14 protein-coding genes and 1 rRNA gene are annotated in these 14,120 nt (G+C 67.6%); 8 read left to right on the plus strand and 7 right to left on the minus strand.

The window, feature by feature from the left end; translation table 11 throughout:
• Positions 1 to 162 precede the first annotated feature (162 nt).
• The 3 genes from rrf (at position 163) to rd (ending at position 1,847) form a co-directional block, all read left to right on the plus strand.
• Positions 163 to 279, plus strand: a 5S ribosomal RNA gene (gene rrf / locus ACFQ9K_RS00005).
• Between the two features lie 258 nt (positions 280 to 537).
• Positions 538 to 1,638 (plus strand): fatty acid desaturase, encoded by a 1,101-nt coding sequence (locus ACFQ9K_RS00010; RefSeq protein ID WP_378727020.1) that lies wholly within the window; start codon positions 538 to 540, stop codon positions 1,636 to 1,638.
• The gene (rd, locus tag ACFQ9K_RS00015; RefSeq protein WP_378727018.1) at positions 1,635 to 1,847 is read left to right on the plus strand and encodes a rubredoxin; all 213 of its coding nucleotides are present in this window, start codon (positions 1,635 to 1,637) and stop codon (positions 1,845 to 1,847) included. Before ACFQ9K_RS00010 ends, rd begins: the two co-directional genes overlap by 4 nt.
• Positions 1,848 to 1,862: 15 nt before the next feature.
• Here the strand turns inward: rd and nucS are convergent, their stop codons facing one another.
• The gene (nucS, locus tag ACFQ9K_RS00020) at positions 1,863 to 2,549 is read right to left on the minus strand and encodes an endonuclease NucS (RefSeq protein WP_378727015.1); all 687 of its coding nucleotides are present in this window, start codon (positions 2,547 to 2,549) and stop codon (positions 1,863 to 1,865) included.
• A 37-nt stretch (positions 2,550 to 2,586) separates the two neighbouring features.
• Positions 2,587 to 3,303 (minus strand): rhomboid-like protein, encoded by a 717-nt coding sequence (locus ACFQ9K_RS00025; RefSeq protein WP_378727013.1) that lies wholly within the window; start codon positions 3,301 to 3,303, stop codon positions 2,587 to 2,589.
• Positions 3,304 to 3,549: 246 nt separating this feature from the next.
• On the opposite strand from ACFQ9K_RS00025, the gene ACFQ9K_RS00030 reads away from it, so the two are divergent.
• The gene (locus tag ACFQ9K_RS00030; protein WP_378727011.1) at positions 3,550 to 3,858 is read left to right on the plus strand and encodes an ATP/GTP-binding protein; all 309 of its coding nucleotides are present in this window, start codon (positions 3,550 to 3,552) and stop codon (positions 3,856 to 3,858) included.
• Between the two features lie 353 nt (positions 3,859 to 4,211).
• Here ACFQ9K_RS00030 and ACFQ9K_RS00035 read toward each other — a convergent pair whose 3' ends face one another.
• Both ACFQ9K_RS00035 and mce read right to left on the minus strand, forming a co-directional pair.
• Positions 4,212 to 5,210 (minus strand): hypothetical protein, encoded by a 999-nt coding sequence (locus tag ACFQ9K_RS00035; protein ID WP_378720402.1) that lies wholly within the window; start codon positions 5,208 to 5,210, stop codon positions 4,212 to 4,214.
• An 86-nt stretch (positions 5,211 to 5,296) separates the two neighbouring features.
• Positions 5,297 to 5,758 carry a methylmalonyl-CoA epimerase gene (gene mce / locus ACFQ9K_RS00040; protein WP_378720441.1) on the minus strand — a complete coding sequence of 154 codons (462 nt, stop codon included), beginning with the start codon at positions 5,756 to 5,758 and terminating at the stop codon, positions 5,297 to 5,299.
• 106 nt (positions 5,759 to 5,864) lie between these two features.
• Here mce and ACFQ9K_RS00045 point away from each other — a divergent pair, with 106 nt between their 5' ends.
• The 3 genes from ACFQ9K_RS00045 (at position 5,865) to ACFQ9K_RS00055 (ending at position 8,495) form a co-directional block, all read left to right on the plus strand.
• Positions 5,865 to 7,043 carry an acetyl-CoA C-acetyltransferase gene (locus tag ACFQ9K_RS00045; protein WP_378720403.1) on the plus strand — a complete coding sequence of 393 codons (1,179 nt, stop codon included), beginning with the start codon at positions 5,865 to 5,867 and terminating at the stop codon, positions 7,041 to 7,043.
• Positions 7,044 to 7,204: 161 nt separating this feature from the next.
• Positions 7,205 to 7,582, plus strand: coding sequence for a DUF3817 domain-containing protein (locus ACFQ9K_RS00050; protein ID WP_378720404.1), 378 nt, complete (start codon positions 7,205 to 7,207; stop codon positions 7,580 to 7,582).
• Between the two features lie 61 nt (positions 7,583 to 7,643).
• On the plus strand, positions 7,644 to 8,495 hold the full coding sequence (locus ACFQ9K_RS00055; RefSeq protein WP_378720406.1) for a tetratricopeptide repeat protein: 852 nt from the start codon (positions 7,644 to 7,646) through the stop codon (positions 8,493 to 8,495).
• 21 nt (positions 8,496 to 8,516) lie between these two features.
• On the opposite strand, the gene glgB is transcribed toward ACFQ9K_RS00055, so the two are convergent.
• From glgB to ACFQ9K_RS00070, 3 genes are read right to left on the minus strand one after another with little or no spacing between them, the layout of a single operon-like run.
• Positions 8,517 to 10,655 carry a 1,4-alpha-glucan branching protein GlgB gene (gene glgB, locus ACFQ9K_RS00060; protein ID WP_378720442.1) on the minus strand — a complete coding sequence of 713 codons (2,139 nt, stop codon included), beginning with the start codon at positions 10,653 to 10,655 and terminating at the stop codon, positions 8,517 to 8,519.
• A 14-nt stretch (positions 10,656 to 10,669) separates the two neighbouring features.
• Positions 10,670 to 12,670 carry a maltotransferase domain-containing protein gene (locus tag ACFQ9K_RS00065; protein WP_378720407.1) on the minus strand — a complete coding sequence of 667 codons (2,001 nt, stop codon included), beginning with the start codon at positions 12,668 to 12,670 and terminating at the stop codon, positions 10,670 to 10,672.
• Positions 12,671 to 12,725: 55 nt separating this feature from the next.
• Positions 12,726 to 13,367, minus strand: coding sequence for a LysE family translocator (locus tag ACFQ9K_RS00070; protein ID WP_378720408.1), 642 nt, complete (start codon positions 13,365 to 13,367; stop codon positions 12,726 to 12,728).
• 117 nt (positions 13,368 to 13,484) lie between these two features.
• Here ACFQ9K_RS00070 and ACFQ9K_RS00075 point away from each other — a divergent pair, with 117 nt between their 5' ends.
• The gene (locus ACFQ9K_RS00075; protein ID WP_378720409.1) at positions 13,485 to 14,060 is read left to right on the plus strand and encodes a hypothetical protein; all 576 of its coding nucleotides are present in this window, start codon (positions 13,485 to 13,487) and stop codon (positions 14,058 to 14,060) included.
• Positions 14,061 to 14,120 lie beyond the last annotated feature (60 nt).

The following is a 14,120-nucleotide window of genomic DNA, read 5'->3' on the forward strand; positions in this document are numbered from 1 at the left end:
GCCCGGTAACGGGTGCAGGTGACTGGTACTAATCGGCCGAGGACTTACCAACAAAGAAGCTACGCGTCCACTGTGCAGTATCTGAAACAACACACAGATACAGATGCGCCACGTCATCCCTCGGGGTGTTGTGTGTGCTCTCTGTGGATAGTTTCATAGAGTTACGGCGGCCATAGCGGCAGGGAAACGCCCGGTCCCATTCCGAACCCGGAAGCTAAGCCTGCCAGCGCCGATGGTACTGCACTCGACAGGGTGTGGGAGAGTAGGACACCGCCGGAACATCATTGCAGAAGACCCCCAACACTGTTGGGGGTCTTCTTGCGTTTAGGGACAGAACTACATCCGCACCATCGGGTGCCCATCCGGCTCCGCCGCCGCAACGAATTCCAGATGACTGTTCCAAATGGTAGGTCTGCTCCCCGTCTCTTCCTGACCGGCCATGCGCGCTCCGAACTCGTAGCAAATCTTGTCCCGGCATTCTGGAGTTAGGACTGACATGAGCGGCTATTCGGCAACCGAAGCGACCGGGTGTGCGGCGTGGGTCGCGTGATGCGGCTGGCGACTCGTCTGCCCGGCGAACGCGGGCTCGCGAAGGCCGACGCGGACCGGATCGCCGCGATCCGGGGCGAGATCATGGGCATCGGCGATCGCTGGCGGGCGGGGCATCCGTGGATCGCCGGGCGGCAGAACACGATCGGGCTGGCGATCTTCACGGTGGCCATCGCCGGCGTCATCGGCGACGCGGTTCTCTACGCCGGCGGCATACTGCCTTGGTGGGCAACCGTGCCGATGACGGCGTTCTGGTTGTCGCTGCTGCACGAGATCGAGCACGACCTCATCCATTCGATGTATTTCCGCACGAACAAGTGGGTGCACAACTCGATGATGTTGGGTGTCTGGCTGTTTCGGCCGAGCACCATCAATCCCTGGGTGCGGCGCCGGTTGCATCTGCATCATCACGAAAGGTCGGGCACCGACTCCGATCTGGAGGAGCGGGGTATCACCAACGGGCAGCGGTGGGGCGGTCATCGAGTGCTCGGATTGCTGGACACGGTGCTGGGATACGCCTTTCGGCCGTTCCAGATGCGCAGGCTGGTTCACGCCTATGTCGCGCAGGTGGCTCGGGATCCCGAGGAGGCCCGTCGCCTTTCCGTGACGACTCCGCTCGGCTACTTCCCGCTCAGCGCCGTGCACTACGGCCTCTGGTATCTGACGATCGGCCTGCATCTCTACGAATTGTCCGGCGGTCACATCGCTTACTCCGGCGCGCGGCACGCGTTGGACGTCGTTGCGGTGACCCTGTTGGCGCCCAACATGATCCGTACGTTCTGCCTGCATTTCGTCAGCTCGAACATGCACTACTTCGGCGACGTCGAGCCGCACAATGTGTTGCAGCAGACCCAGGTCTGGACCGCCAAATGGTTGTGGCCGGTGCACGCGTTGTGTTTCAACTTCGGCGGTACGCACGCCATTCATCACTTCCTGGTGCGTGATCCGTTCTACATCCGCCAGGCGATCAGCGCCGAATGCCGGGTGGTCCTGCGCGAGCACGGCGTCCGGTTCAACGATTTCGGCACGTTCCGCCGGGCGAACCGGTTCGGCTTCGCCGCCTCGACCGCGGGATCGGTCGAGCCATGACCGAACGGGTTGGCGTCGACCGGAATCCGGCTGTCGACCTGGTGGCCGAACTGTGGATCTGTGTGACCTGCGGGATGATCTACGACCCGGCCGAGGGCGATCCGGATGGCGGGATCGCGCCCGGCACCGCCTTCGCCGACATCCCGCACGATTGGGTGTGCCCGGTGTGTGGCGCACGGAAAGCGGACTTCATCCCGTACGCGGAGTGATCGCGAAGGAGGCCGTCAGAACAACCGGAACTCGGTGCTCTCCGTGCCCCGCAGGGCGTCGTAATCGAGTACCAGGCAGCGGATTCCGCGGTCTTCGGCGAGCGTGCGGGCCTGCGGCTTGATCTGCTGGGCGGCGAAGACGCCGGCCACCGGCGCGAGCAGCGGGTCGCGGTTGAGGAGTTCGAGGTAGCGGGTGAGTTGTTCGACGCCGTCGATCTCGCCGCGACGTTTGATCTCGACCGCGACGGTGCCGCCGTCGGCGTCGCGGCAGAGCAGGTCTACCGGGCCGATGGCCGTCATGTATTCGCGGCGGATGAGGGTGTAGCCGGGGCCGAGGTTCGTGACATGTTCGGCCAGCAGGACCTGAAGGTGGGCCTCCACACCGTCTTTCACCAGGCCGGGGTCGACGCCCAGCTCGTGCGAGGAGTCGTGCTCGATGTCCTCGATGGTGATGCGGAGTTCCTCGCCGGCCTTGTTGGTGACCACCCAGAGCGCCTTCGCGCCCTCGGGAAGGTCGGCGGCGCCGCGCTCTTCCAGCCAGCACGGCGGGCTCATCCAGTTCAGCGGCTTGTACGAGCCGCCGTCGGAGTGCACGAGGACGGAGCCGTCCGCTTTCACCAAGAGCAAGCGGCGGGCCATCGCGAGATGGGCGGTGAGTCGCCCCACGTAGTCGACCTGACAGCGAGCAATCACTAGGCGCACCCAAGCACTGTAGGTGACCGGGTGCGGGAGCTTGTCGTCAGCCCAGCAGGATGGCCGCGGCCAGGATCGCGCTGGTGGTGAGCAGCGCCTGTTCGACCCTGGTGAATCGGCGAGTGACCGGCGTCTTGGTCCGGATCATGCCGTAGCCGACGGCGGAGCCGATGCAGAAGGCCAGCAGGTGACCGACGTTGGTAAAGGTCTGTCCGAGCAGCACGCCGCCGACCGCAGCGACGAACCACACTGCGGCCCAGGCGATCCGCAGCCGGTTCGGCACGACGAAGACCAAGGCGCCGATCAGCGCCATGGAGCCGTAGCTGATGCCGACGTCCTCGCTCCAGCGCACGCTCGCGGGCAGCCAGTCGAATTCGACGGCCACCCAGAGCCCGCCGGCCACGAGCAGCGTCGCACCGATGTGCCCGGCCAGGAAGACACGCACCATGTGCAGCGCGCCGAAGCGCAGCTCGGCCAGCCCGAGCAGACAGGCCAGCAGCGGCATGATCAGCCACGCGGTGCCGACGTCGCCGATGACCAGCGCGCTGGACAGCAGCGTGACCACCCGGCCCTGGAGCAGGTTGTGCAGATTGGTGCTGGCGTGCAGCACGACCTTCGACTGGGCGGAGTCGCTCAGCGCGGAGAAGATCGACGTGACGATGACCAGCGCGGCCAGATAGCCGACGGTCGCGGGCACCCGCAGTCGCCACCAGCGAGGACCGACGACCGTTGTGCGGTCGTCCGTGATCGTGGCGACGGCCATGCGTACCTCCGTGTCTGTGCGGTATCTCTCCATGATCGAGTTCTCCGCTGCGCTCGATCCGGGTATTCCCTGTGAAAATGCTGCGAAACCGTTCGCCGGTGGGCACGTGAGCGGCATTCCGGCGGTGCCCCACTGTGCCACAGGATACCGATCTCGGCAGGGCGAATCAGTTGACCTGGGCGTCTCCCGAACGGGCGGCGCACCGGCCGTTCGGGGCAGCTCTGGTCCGGGTAATAGTCTGGGAGCATGCCTCGTCGGAAACCGCGCGCAGACGGTCACACGGGCCGCTCGCGCACGGGCGGCGCGCCGCTCGGTGATGTCTTCGGCCGGACCGAGGCGGGGCCCGACGGCGACGAGACGTACGTCGTTCGCACCATCCCTGGGGTCCGTGCGGTGAAGACCTACCGCTGCCCGGGGTGTGATCACGAAATCGCGCTCGGCGTGGCGCACATCGTCGCCTGGGCCGCGGACGGCGGTGAGGACGATCGCAGGCACTGGCACAGTGGGTGCTGGAACGGTCGCCGGACCCGGGGAATCACTCGGCGCTGGTCCTAGCGGCGCCCTGGTGCGGGAGTCGGGTGCCGACCCGAATTCCGGCACCGCTGAAGGTTCTTCTGAATCGTCGCATTTGCCTCGAATGTATTTGCGGTAGTGAGCGATTCATCCGAATGGCGCCGTTGGTGTCGAATGTCATTGTCGCGGCCGGTGATCCGCCTCAGGCAGAGGCCCGCCGGCGAAGAGATTTCTCCGATACGCGACGTTGTTGTTCAATGTCGGCTTGGCGCAGGTGATTCCGGGTAAGCAACGCACGCCGGGCGCCGGAAATTAGGAAGGCCGCCCCGGTGCCGGGGCGGCCTTGGAGTGAATTCGGTTGGGGTACTGCGCTAGTCGCCGCGTGGCCCGCCGAGTTAGTTGCTGATGTCGGCGTTCTCGCGCTCCTCGTCGACGATGTCGTCTTCCTCGGAGGCAACTTCGGAGATGGCCTTGCGGCTGGAGCCGGCGACCTGCTTGGTGTTGTTGCCGATCTTGCGCTGATCCGGAACACCGTCCAGCAGTTCGCTTTCCCGGTTGACCGCCGCGAGCATCGCGGGGACCGAGTCGAGCTGGCCGCGGATGCCGAGCAGCTGGGCGAGCACGCGTCCACGCAGCACGCGCATTTCCTCGGCCAGTTCCTTCGCGTGCGCGATCTTGCGCTCGGAGGTCTGGGTCGCGGAGGTGATGAGGCGGTTGGCCTCGTCGGTCGCGTCCTTGATCCGCTGTGCGGCCTCGGCGCGGCTGGTGGCCTCCAGCTCCTCCATGGCGCGGGTGAGCTTGGTGCGCCGCTCGGCCATGGTGACCTCGAAGTCCTGCTGGGTCGCCTTGCGCTTGGCATCGGCTTCCTTGCCCAGGCGGTCGGCCTCGGCCTGCGCGGCTTCGATGATCTTGGCGGACTCGGTGCGCGCGTTGGCCAGGGTCTGCTCGAACTCGATCTCGAGCGCCTCGCGCTTTTCCTTGGTTTCGGCCAGCAACGACTCGTACTTGCCACGCATCTCGGTGGCTTGCTGCTCCGCGATCGACACCATTTCCGCGGCCTCGGCCTGTGCCAGGGCACGAACCTCGGAGGCCTCGTCGGAGGCCAGCCGCAGCATGCGGGAGATGCGGTCGGACATGCCTTCCGCGGTGGTGGGCGGCACCGAGAGTCGGTCGACCTCCTTGCGGAGCTCGTCGATCTCGTCACGCGCATCCTCGAGCTGGCTCGCGAGGTTACGGGCTTGTGCCGCAGCAGCATCCCGGTCGGTAGCGGTGACCCTTAGTTCGGCGTCGAAGCGGTCGAAGTAGTTGCGTACCTCGTCTTGCGCATAACCCTTGCGCACAACGGTGAAGGGCAGTGCAACGAAGCGATTGCGATCGGACTCAGGTGACGACATGGCACACAAACTACAGCCTACAGAGACCTGATGGTGACTCGACCGCGAATGTGATTCCGAAGAGTTTTTCCCGCCCGATCTTGATACTAGTGCGTAACATTCGCGTTCGGCTCGACCAACTCGATCAGCACACCGCCAGCATCCTTGGGATGGATGAAGTTGATGCGCGAATCCGCTGTTCCAGGCCTCGGCGCCGCGTACAGCAAACGCAGGCCCCGCGCGCGCAGGTGCGCGGAGACCGCATCGATGTCGGTCACGCGGTAGGCCAGTTGCTGCAGGCCGGCCCCGTTACGGTCGATGAACTTGGCGATGGTCGACTCCTCGTTGAGCGGAGCCAGCAACTGCAGGGCAGTGCCGCGATCGGGGGCGCCGGGCAGCGACAGCATCGCCTCGTGCACGCCCTGGGCATCGTTGACCTCGCGATGGGTCTCGATCATGCCGAGATTCTCGGCATACCAGGCAACCGCGACATCCAGGTCGGGCACGGCGACACCGACGTGATCGACGGCGACGACGTAGTCCGCGGGGATGAAATCGGCCGAATCCATAACGTTGCTCACTACTCGAAGGTAGCCGTTACCTGCGTACCGGCAACTTGGGCACAGCGGTTACCGTGGAGTACGGAATCCTGCGAAACAAGATAGCGAGGCTGCTGTGACCATTTCCGTGATCGTCTCCGGTGCACGTACCCCGGTCGGTCGGCTGCTCGGTGGCCTCAAGGACTTCAGCGGTTCCGATCTGGGCGGTTTCGCCATCAAGGCCGCGCTGGAAAAGGGCGGCGTCGCGCCCGAGCAGGTCGACTACGTGATCATGGGCCAGGTGCTCACCGCGGGTGCGGGGCAGATCCCGGCCCGGCAGGCGGCGACGGCCGCCGGCATTCCGATGGACGTTCCCGCGCTCACGGTCAACAAGGTGTGTTTGTCCGGAATCAACGCGATCGCGTTGGCGGACCAGCTGATTCGGGCCGGCGAGTACGAGATCGTCGTCGCGGGCGGCCAGGAGTCGATGAGCCAGGCCCCGCATCTGCTGGAGAAGAGCCGCGAGGGGTTCAAGTACGGCGATGTCACGCTGCGCGATCACATGGCCTACGACGGCCTGCACGACATCTTCACCGACCAGCCGATGGGCGCGCTGACCGAACAGCGCAACGACACCGAGCCGGTCGCCCGCGAAGAGCAGGACGCGTTCGCTGCGGCCTCGCATCAGCGTGCGGCGGCGGCGTGGAAGAACGGCGTGTTCGACGACGAGGTGGTCCCGGTCTCGGTGCCGCAGCGCAAGGGTGACCCGCTGGTGGTCGCCGCCGACGAGGGCATCCGCGCGGACACCACCGCGGAGTCGCTGGCCAAGCTGCGCCCCGCGTTCCGCAAGGACGGCACCATCACCGCGGGCACCGCCTCGCAGATCTCCGACGGCGCGGCCGCGGTCGTGGTGATGAGCAAGGCCAAGGCCGAGGAGCTGGGCCTGAGCTGGATCGCGGAGATCGGCGCGGCGGGCGTGGTCGCGGGCCCGGACTCGACGTTGCAGGATCAGCCGGCCAACGCCATCGCGAAGGCCTGTGCGCGCGAAGGCATTTCGCCGGCCGACCTGGATCTGGTGGAGATCAACGAGGCGTTCGCCGCGGTCGGTGTCGCCTCGACCCGCAAGCTGGGCATCGATCCGGCGAAGGTGAACGTCAACGGCGGCGCGATCGCGATCGGGCACCCGCTCGGCATGTCCGGCGCGCGCATCCTGCTGCACTTGGTGCTGGAGCTGAAGCGGCGCGGCGGCGGCATCGGCGCGGCCGGGCTGTGCGGCGGCGGTGGTCAGGGCGACGCGCTGATCGTGCGCGTGTAACCGAGTTTCTCGCCACAGCCCCGCGGACACGCGCCGCGGGGGCTGTGGTGTATTCGGACGAAAGCCGCACTCCGGACCCGGCTTTCGCGGCGTCGATGCCGGAATTGCGCGGGGTGACTGTGACTCGCCCCACTACGACACGTCGTAGTGCATCCGGCACAATGGTGCGCATGGGCAATGTCTTCGACCTGAGCAGCGTCGCGAAGCGGTTTCGTTTCATCGCGGTGCTCGAGGCGATCTCCTGGGTTTTCCTGATCGTCGGCATGGTGTTCAAGCGCCTCCCCGAACCGGTGCTGTGGCCGGTCAAGGTGTTCGGCATGACGCACGGCATCATCTTCGTGCTGTTCGTGATCGCCGCCATCGTGGCCGCGCGTGAGCTGGGCTGGAACGCCAAGACCACGGTGCTCGCGCTGCTGTCCAGCATCCCGCCGTTCTTCACCGTGGTGTTCGAGATCTGGGCCGTCCGTTCGGGCAAGCTCGGTGAGCTGAGCAACGCGGTTTCTGCCGACTCCGGAGCCCCGGCCGCCGCCACGTCGTGACAAACTGGAAACCGTGACTCGACCTGCCGCACGCCGCCCTTCGCCAGCCGCTGTCGCCGCCATGTCCGGGGCAGTTGATCTCTCCGGTTTGAAGCAACCGCCCGCCAACGCACCCGGTGCGGCCGGGGGCGGCGACTACGCGGTGAACGAGGCGAACTTCGAAACCAAGGTGCTACGCCGCTCGGTGCAGGTGCCGGTGGTCGTCGCGCTGTACTCGCAGCGCAGCCCGGGCAGTGTCGAGCTGGTCCGGACGCTGGAGCGCCTGGTCGGCGAGAGCGGTGGCGCCTGGGATCTGGCCACCGTCGAGGCCGAGGCGAACATGCGGATCGCGCAGGCGTTCGGCGTGCAGGGCATTCCTACCGTGATCGCGGTGGCCGGCGGGCAGCCGCTCGCCGACTTCCAGGGCGCTCAGCCCGAGCCACAGGTCCGGCAGTGGCTGAGCGCGGTCATCGACGCGGTGGCAGGCAAGCTGCCCGGCGGCGAGGAGCCCGAGGACGCGCCCGAGGATCCCCGATTCGTCGCCGCGGAGACCGCGTTGGAACAGGGTGACATGGCCGGCGCCGAGGCCGCCTACGAGGCGATCATCGCCGCGGAGCCGGGCAACGAAGAGGCCAAGGGCGCTTTGCGTCAGCTGCGCTTCCTGGTGCGCGCGCAGGTGCTCCCGGAGTCCGCGATCGCGACCGCCGACGCCGATCCCGGCAATGTGGACGCCGCGCTGGACGCCGCCGACGTGGAGATGCTCAACCAGCAGCCGGAAGCGGCGTTCGACCGGCTGATCGCCGTGGTCAAGCGTTCGGCGGGCGACGATCGCACCAAGGCGCGCACCCGTCTGCTCGAACTCTTCGAATTGTTCGACCAGGCCGAGCCGTTCGTGGTCGCCGCGCGCCGCAAGCTCGCCGCCGCGCTGTACTGATTCAGCTGTCCGGCGACCGGTTCAGCTGTTCGGGGCCAGCCAGACGGCGCTGTTCGGGGCCAACGCGATGGTGGCTGACGCGGGACGACCGTGCCAGCCCTCGTCGGTGGCCTTGACCGCGCCCAGGTTGCCGATGCCGGAGCCGCCGTATTCGGCGGCATCGGTGTTCAGGATCTCCGTCCACTGCCCGGCGAAGGGCAGGCCGACCCGGTACTCGCCGTGCAGCGACCCGGAGAAGTTGTAGACGCACGCGATCACGGATCCGTCCGAGCCGTAGCGCAGGAACGCCAGCACGTTGTTCGCCTGGTCGTTCGCCTCGATCCAGGAGTAGCCGCCCGGGGTGGTGTCCTGGGTCCACAGCGCGGGGTGGGCGCGGTAGACCGCGTTGAGGTCGCGTACCGCGGTGGTGATCCCCCGGTGCAACGGGTTGTCCAGCTCCGCCCAGTCCAGCCCGCGATCGTGGGACCACTCGCGGAACTGGCCGAAATCCTGGCCCATGAACAGCAGCTGCTTGCCGGGATGGCCCCACATGTAGGCCAGCAGTGCCCGCACCCCACTGGCTTTGGCGAAGTCGTCGCCGGGCATCCTGGTCCACAGCGTGCCCTTGCCGTGCACCACCTCGTCGTGGCTGATCGGCAGCACGAAGTTCTCGCTCCACGCGTACACGGCCGAGAAGGTGATCTCGTTGTGGTGCCAGGAGCGGTGGATCGGGTCCCGTTGCAGGAAGCCGAGGGTGTCGTGCATCCAGCCCATGTTCCACTTCATGGTGAAACCTAGGCCGCCGACGTCGGTGCCGCGGGTGACGCCGGGCCAGCTGGTGGACTCCTCGGCGATGGTGACCACGCCGGGATGGTGGCGGTGCACGGTGTTGTTCAGGTCTTGCAGGAAGTCCACGGCCTCCAGGTTTTCCCGGCCGCCGTATACGTTCGGCTCCCAACCCCCTTCGGGGCGTGAGTAATCCAGGTACAGCATGGAGGCGACGGCGTCGACGCGCAGGCCGTCGATGTGGAATTCCTCGATCCAGTAGCGCGCGTTGGCCACCAGGAAATTGCGCACCTCGTGCCTGCCGAAGTCGAAAACGTAGGTGCCCCAGTCGAGTTGCTCGCCGCGGCGGGGGTCGGCGTGCTCGTAGAGCGGGGTGCCGTCGAAGCGGGCCAGCGCCCATTCGTCGCGCGGGAAGTGCGCGGGGACCCAGTCGAGCAGCACGCCGATGCCCGCGCGGTGCAGTCGATCGACGAAGGCGCGGAAGTCGTCCGGCGTGCCGAAGCGCGCGGTGGGGGCGTAGTACGAGGTGACCTGATAGCCCCAGGAACCGCCGAACGGGTGCTCGGCGATGGGCAGCAGTTCGATGTGGGTGTAGCCGGTCTCCCGCACGTAATCGACCAGCTGGTCGGCCAATTCGCGGTAGCCGAGGCCGGGGCGCCAGGAACCGAGGTGCACCTCGTAGACGCTCATCGGCGCCTGGGTGGGGTCGGTGCGCGCGCGGGTGTCGAGCCAGGCCTGGTCGTCCCAGGTGAAGTGGCTTTCGGTGACCACCGAGGCGGTAGCCGGCGGCAGTTCGGTGGCGAAGGCCATCGGGTCGGCGTGGTCGACCGTGCGGCCGTCGGCGCCGTGCACGCGGAACTTGTAGAGGGCGCCCGGCCCGACTCCGGGCACGAAAACCTCCCAGACGCCCGATGCTCCGAGCGCGCGCATCGGGGCGGTGCTACCGCTCCATCCGTCGAAGTCGCCGATCACGGTGACGCCGCGCGCATTCGGCGCCCACACGGCGAACGAGGTGCCGTCGACCTCGCCGTCGAGGGTGGTGTAGTGCCGCGGGTGCGCGCCGAGCACGTCCCACAGCCGTTCGTGGCGGCCCTCGCCGATCAGGTGCAGGTCCAGTTCGCCGACCGTCGGCAGGAAACGGTAGCCGTCGGCGGAGAGAATGGTCTGGCCTCCCGGATAGGCGGTGACGATGCGATAGTCCATGAGGTCGGGGTAGGGGACCACACCGGCGAAGACGCCGTGCCCCAACGACTTCAGCGGATGATCGGTGCCGCCGATGCGGGCGGCGACCGTTTCCGCGTGCGGGCGCAGCACGCTGATCTCCGTGCCGTCCGGATGCGGGTGCGCGCCGAGCACGGTGTGCGGGTCACCGTGGGTGCCCGCGGCCAGCAGCATCAGATCGCGGCGTTTCACAGGGTGCTCCGATAGGCGAGTTCGGTGCGGGCCTGCTGCGCGACCGGGGGCAGGGTGAGGATGTGCGCGACCGCGACGGACGGGTCCAGGCGCACGTAATTCGTTTGGGCCCAGTGATATTCCTCGCCGCTGACCTCGTCGAACACTACCGGGTGGTCGTGCCATTCGCGGCCGATGGCGGGCAGGTCGAGCGAGACCATGCCCCATTCGGGGGCGAACGGGTTCAGGTTCACCACCACCAGCACCGCGTCGCCGCTGACCGGATCGACCTTCGAGTAGGCGATCAGCGCGTCGTTGTCGACGTGGTGGAAGTGGATGCAGCGCAACTGTTGCAGGGCCGGGTGCGCGCGGCGGATCTCGTTGAGCCGGGTGATCCACGGCTCCAGCGATTCCCCGCGCGCCAGCGCCTCGGCGAACGGGCGCGGGCGCAACTCGTACTTCTCCGAGTCCAGGTATTCCTCGCTGCCGGGGCGCACCGCCTGGTGCTCGAACAGCTCGAATCCCGAGTACACGCCCCAGGTCGGCGCGAGGGTGGCGGCGAGCGCCGCGCGGATGGCGAACATGCCCGGGCCGCCGTGTTGCAGGCTCTCGTGCAGGATGTCGGGGGTGTTGACGAACAGGTTGGGCCTGGCCTCGTCCGCCTTGGCCGCCAGTTCCTCGCCGAACTGGGCCAGCTCCCACTTCGCCACGCGCCAGGTGAAGTACGTGTAGGACTGGCTGAAACCGCGGCGCGCGAGCCCGTACAGCCGGGCCGGGCGGGTGAACGCCTCGGACAGGAACAGCACGTCCGGGTCGGTGCGGCGGACCGTGGCGATCAGCCACTCCCAGAAGTCGGCGGGTTTGGTGTGCGGGTTGTCGACGCGGAAGATCTTGACGCCCAACCCGATCCAGTGCCGGACCACGCGCAGCACCTCGGCGTACAGGCCGTCCGGGTCGTTGTCGAAATTGACCGGGTAGATGTCCTGGTACTTCTTCGGCGGGTTCTCGGCGAAGGCGATGGTGCCGTCGGGCAGGGTGGTGAACCATTCCGGATGGGCGGCCACCCACGGATGGTCCGGCGCGCACTGCAAGGCCAGGTCGAGGGCCACCTCGAGGCCGAGTTGCGCCGCGGTGTCGACGAATGCGGCGAAGTCGGCGGCGGTGCCGAGCAGCGGGTGCACGGCGTCGTGTCCGCCGTCCTTGGATCCGATGGCCCATGGTGAGCCGACGTCGCCCGGCTCGGCGACCAGGGTGTTGTTGCGGCCTTTGCGATTCACCTCGCCGATGGGATGGATCGGCGGCAGGTAGACCACGTCGAAACCCATGCCCGCGATGCGCGGCAACTCCTTCGCGGCGGTGGCGAAGGTGCCGTGGATCGGTGTGCCCGACTCGTCCCGGCCGCCGGTGGAACGGGGGAAGAATTCGTACCAGGAGCCGAACAGCGCGCGCTGCCGTTCCACCAGCACGGTGTGCTGCGGGCCGCGAGTCACCATGTCGCGCAACGGGGTCGCGCGCAGGATCTCGGCGATCTCCTCGGCGAAGGCGGGCGCGACCCTGGCGGGCAGTTGCTCGTTGCCGCGTAAGGCGGCGGCCGCCGCGCGCAATCGCTCGAACTGTTTCTTCGGCACCGCCTGTGCGGCCCGGTCGAACAGGCGGGCGCCGAGTTCGAGGTCGTTGTCCAGGTCCGCGGCGTTCTGGCCGACCGCGAGCTTCGCCTCCACCGCCGAGCGCCAGGTCGCGATCGGATCGCTCCAGCCCTCGATGCGGTAGGTCCACGCGCCGGGCAGGTTCGGGGTGAAGGTGGCGTTGAACACGTCCGGTTCGAGATCGGGCGTCATCCGGATCCGGATCGGGCGCGCCGAGTTCGGCCCGCGCACGGTCAGCGTCGCCGCGACCGCGTCGTGTCCCTCCCGCCACACCACGGTGCGTACCGGGAAAACCTCCCCGACGACGGCCTTGGCAGGCCGACCGCCTGCGATGGACGGGGCAGTGTCATCGATTGCGATGCGGCCGGTCACGGAACCAACCTACCGGCAGCCGGGGGGATGCACGGGATCAGCGCGGGAACGAGGGTCAGCGGGCGTCCACCGCGAGACCGAGGCCCAGCGCGACCAGGATCGCGCCGAGCGCGCGTTCGATTCGCTGCCGGACGCCGGTGCGGCGCAGCCAGTCGCCCGCGCGGTCGGCGGCCAGCACGATGCCCACGCACCACGCCGTATCGACCACCAGCTGAATGATCACGAGTGCGAACACGGTCGGCAGCACCGGTCCGCTGGACGGCAGGAATTGCGGCAGGATGGTCAACCCGAACACCGCCGCCTTCGGATTCGCCGCGATCGACACCAGCGAGGCGCGGAACGCCGCACCGGGGGTCCGGCCCGACGGCAGCATCTTCGTCATGGTGCTGCCGAACTCCCCGTCGTCGCGCGCGCCACGCCACGCCTGCACGCCGAGCCAGATCAGCACCAGCGCGCCGACCACGTGCATCGCGGTGTTCAGGTACCGGTTGGCCACCAGCAGCACCGACAGCCCCGCGCCACCGGCGATGTTCCAGCCGAGCACGCCGATCTCGTTCCCGGCGACCGCGGCCAGCCCCGCCGCGCGGCCGTCCCGCACCGAACGTTGCAGAAACAGGGCCGTCGCGGGTCCGGGCAGCGCGGCGAGAATCAGCGAGGCCAGCAGGAATTGCGGAAGAACGGCGACCCAGTGCGGCATCCGCCGATGCTGACATTCCGGTCGGCGATCCCGCCAGTGAATTTCGGACGCTGACCTCGGATCAATCGGCGGGGGTGTGGCAGGCCTCCGGAAAGCGGTGCCAGGTCGCGATCGCCGGTGCCGGCATCGATTAACTTCTCTGCCAATGGATTTGGGGGCAAGGGTACGGATAACAGGCCATGGCCGGATCTCGAAAATCTAGACATGAAGCTGAAAAGCAAGCAGGTTCAACGGTTCTCGGGTCGTTCCGTTGTCATCGCCGCTGTGACCGGTGCCGCGTTGGTCGGGCTCGCCGCCCCGTCCAACGCCTCACCCACCGACCCGGTCGTCCACTTCAGCCCGACGCTCACCCGCGCCATGCCGGGTGGCGGCGATTGTGCCGCGATCATCAACGCCGAAACGGTGCCTCAGCCGCAGGCCGGCACGTTCGGCGTCCGCCTGAAGATCACCCAGACCGGCGAGCGCTGCGGCGCCTATCGCGTCGCCGTGCGCTGGCGGAACCTCGATACCGGCATCGAGAACGGCCAATCCCACCGCGTCACCGGAACCGTCATCGACGCCAAGGACAACATCATCACCGGCTTCGGCACCGCGCCGGGCGTCGGGCGAGTAGAGGCCCATATCGTCACCACCACCGAGGATCACCGGGAGATGGAACATCTGTCGGGAGACGCGACCTTCACCCTCCGCTGAGGGGTGGCGTCGAGGGGGAGCGGTTGATAGCGGGCGGGCAGCTTGTCCGCCCGCTACCAC

Origin of the sequence: Nocardia sp. NPDC056564 (genome assembly GCF_042793755.1) — a bacterium.
Taxonomy (GTDB): domain Bacteria; phylum Actinomycetota; class Actinomycetes; order Mycobacteriales; family Mycobacteriaceae; genus Nocardia.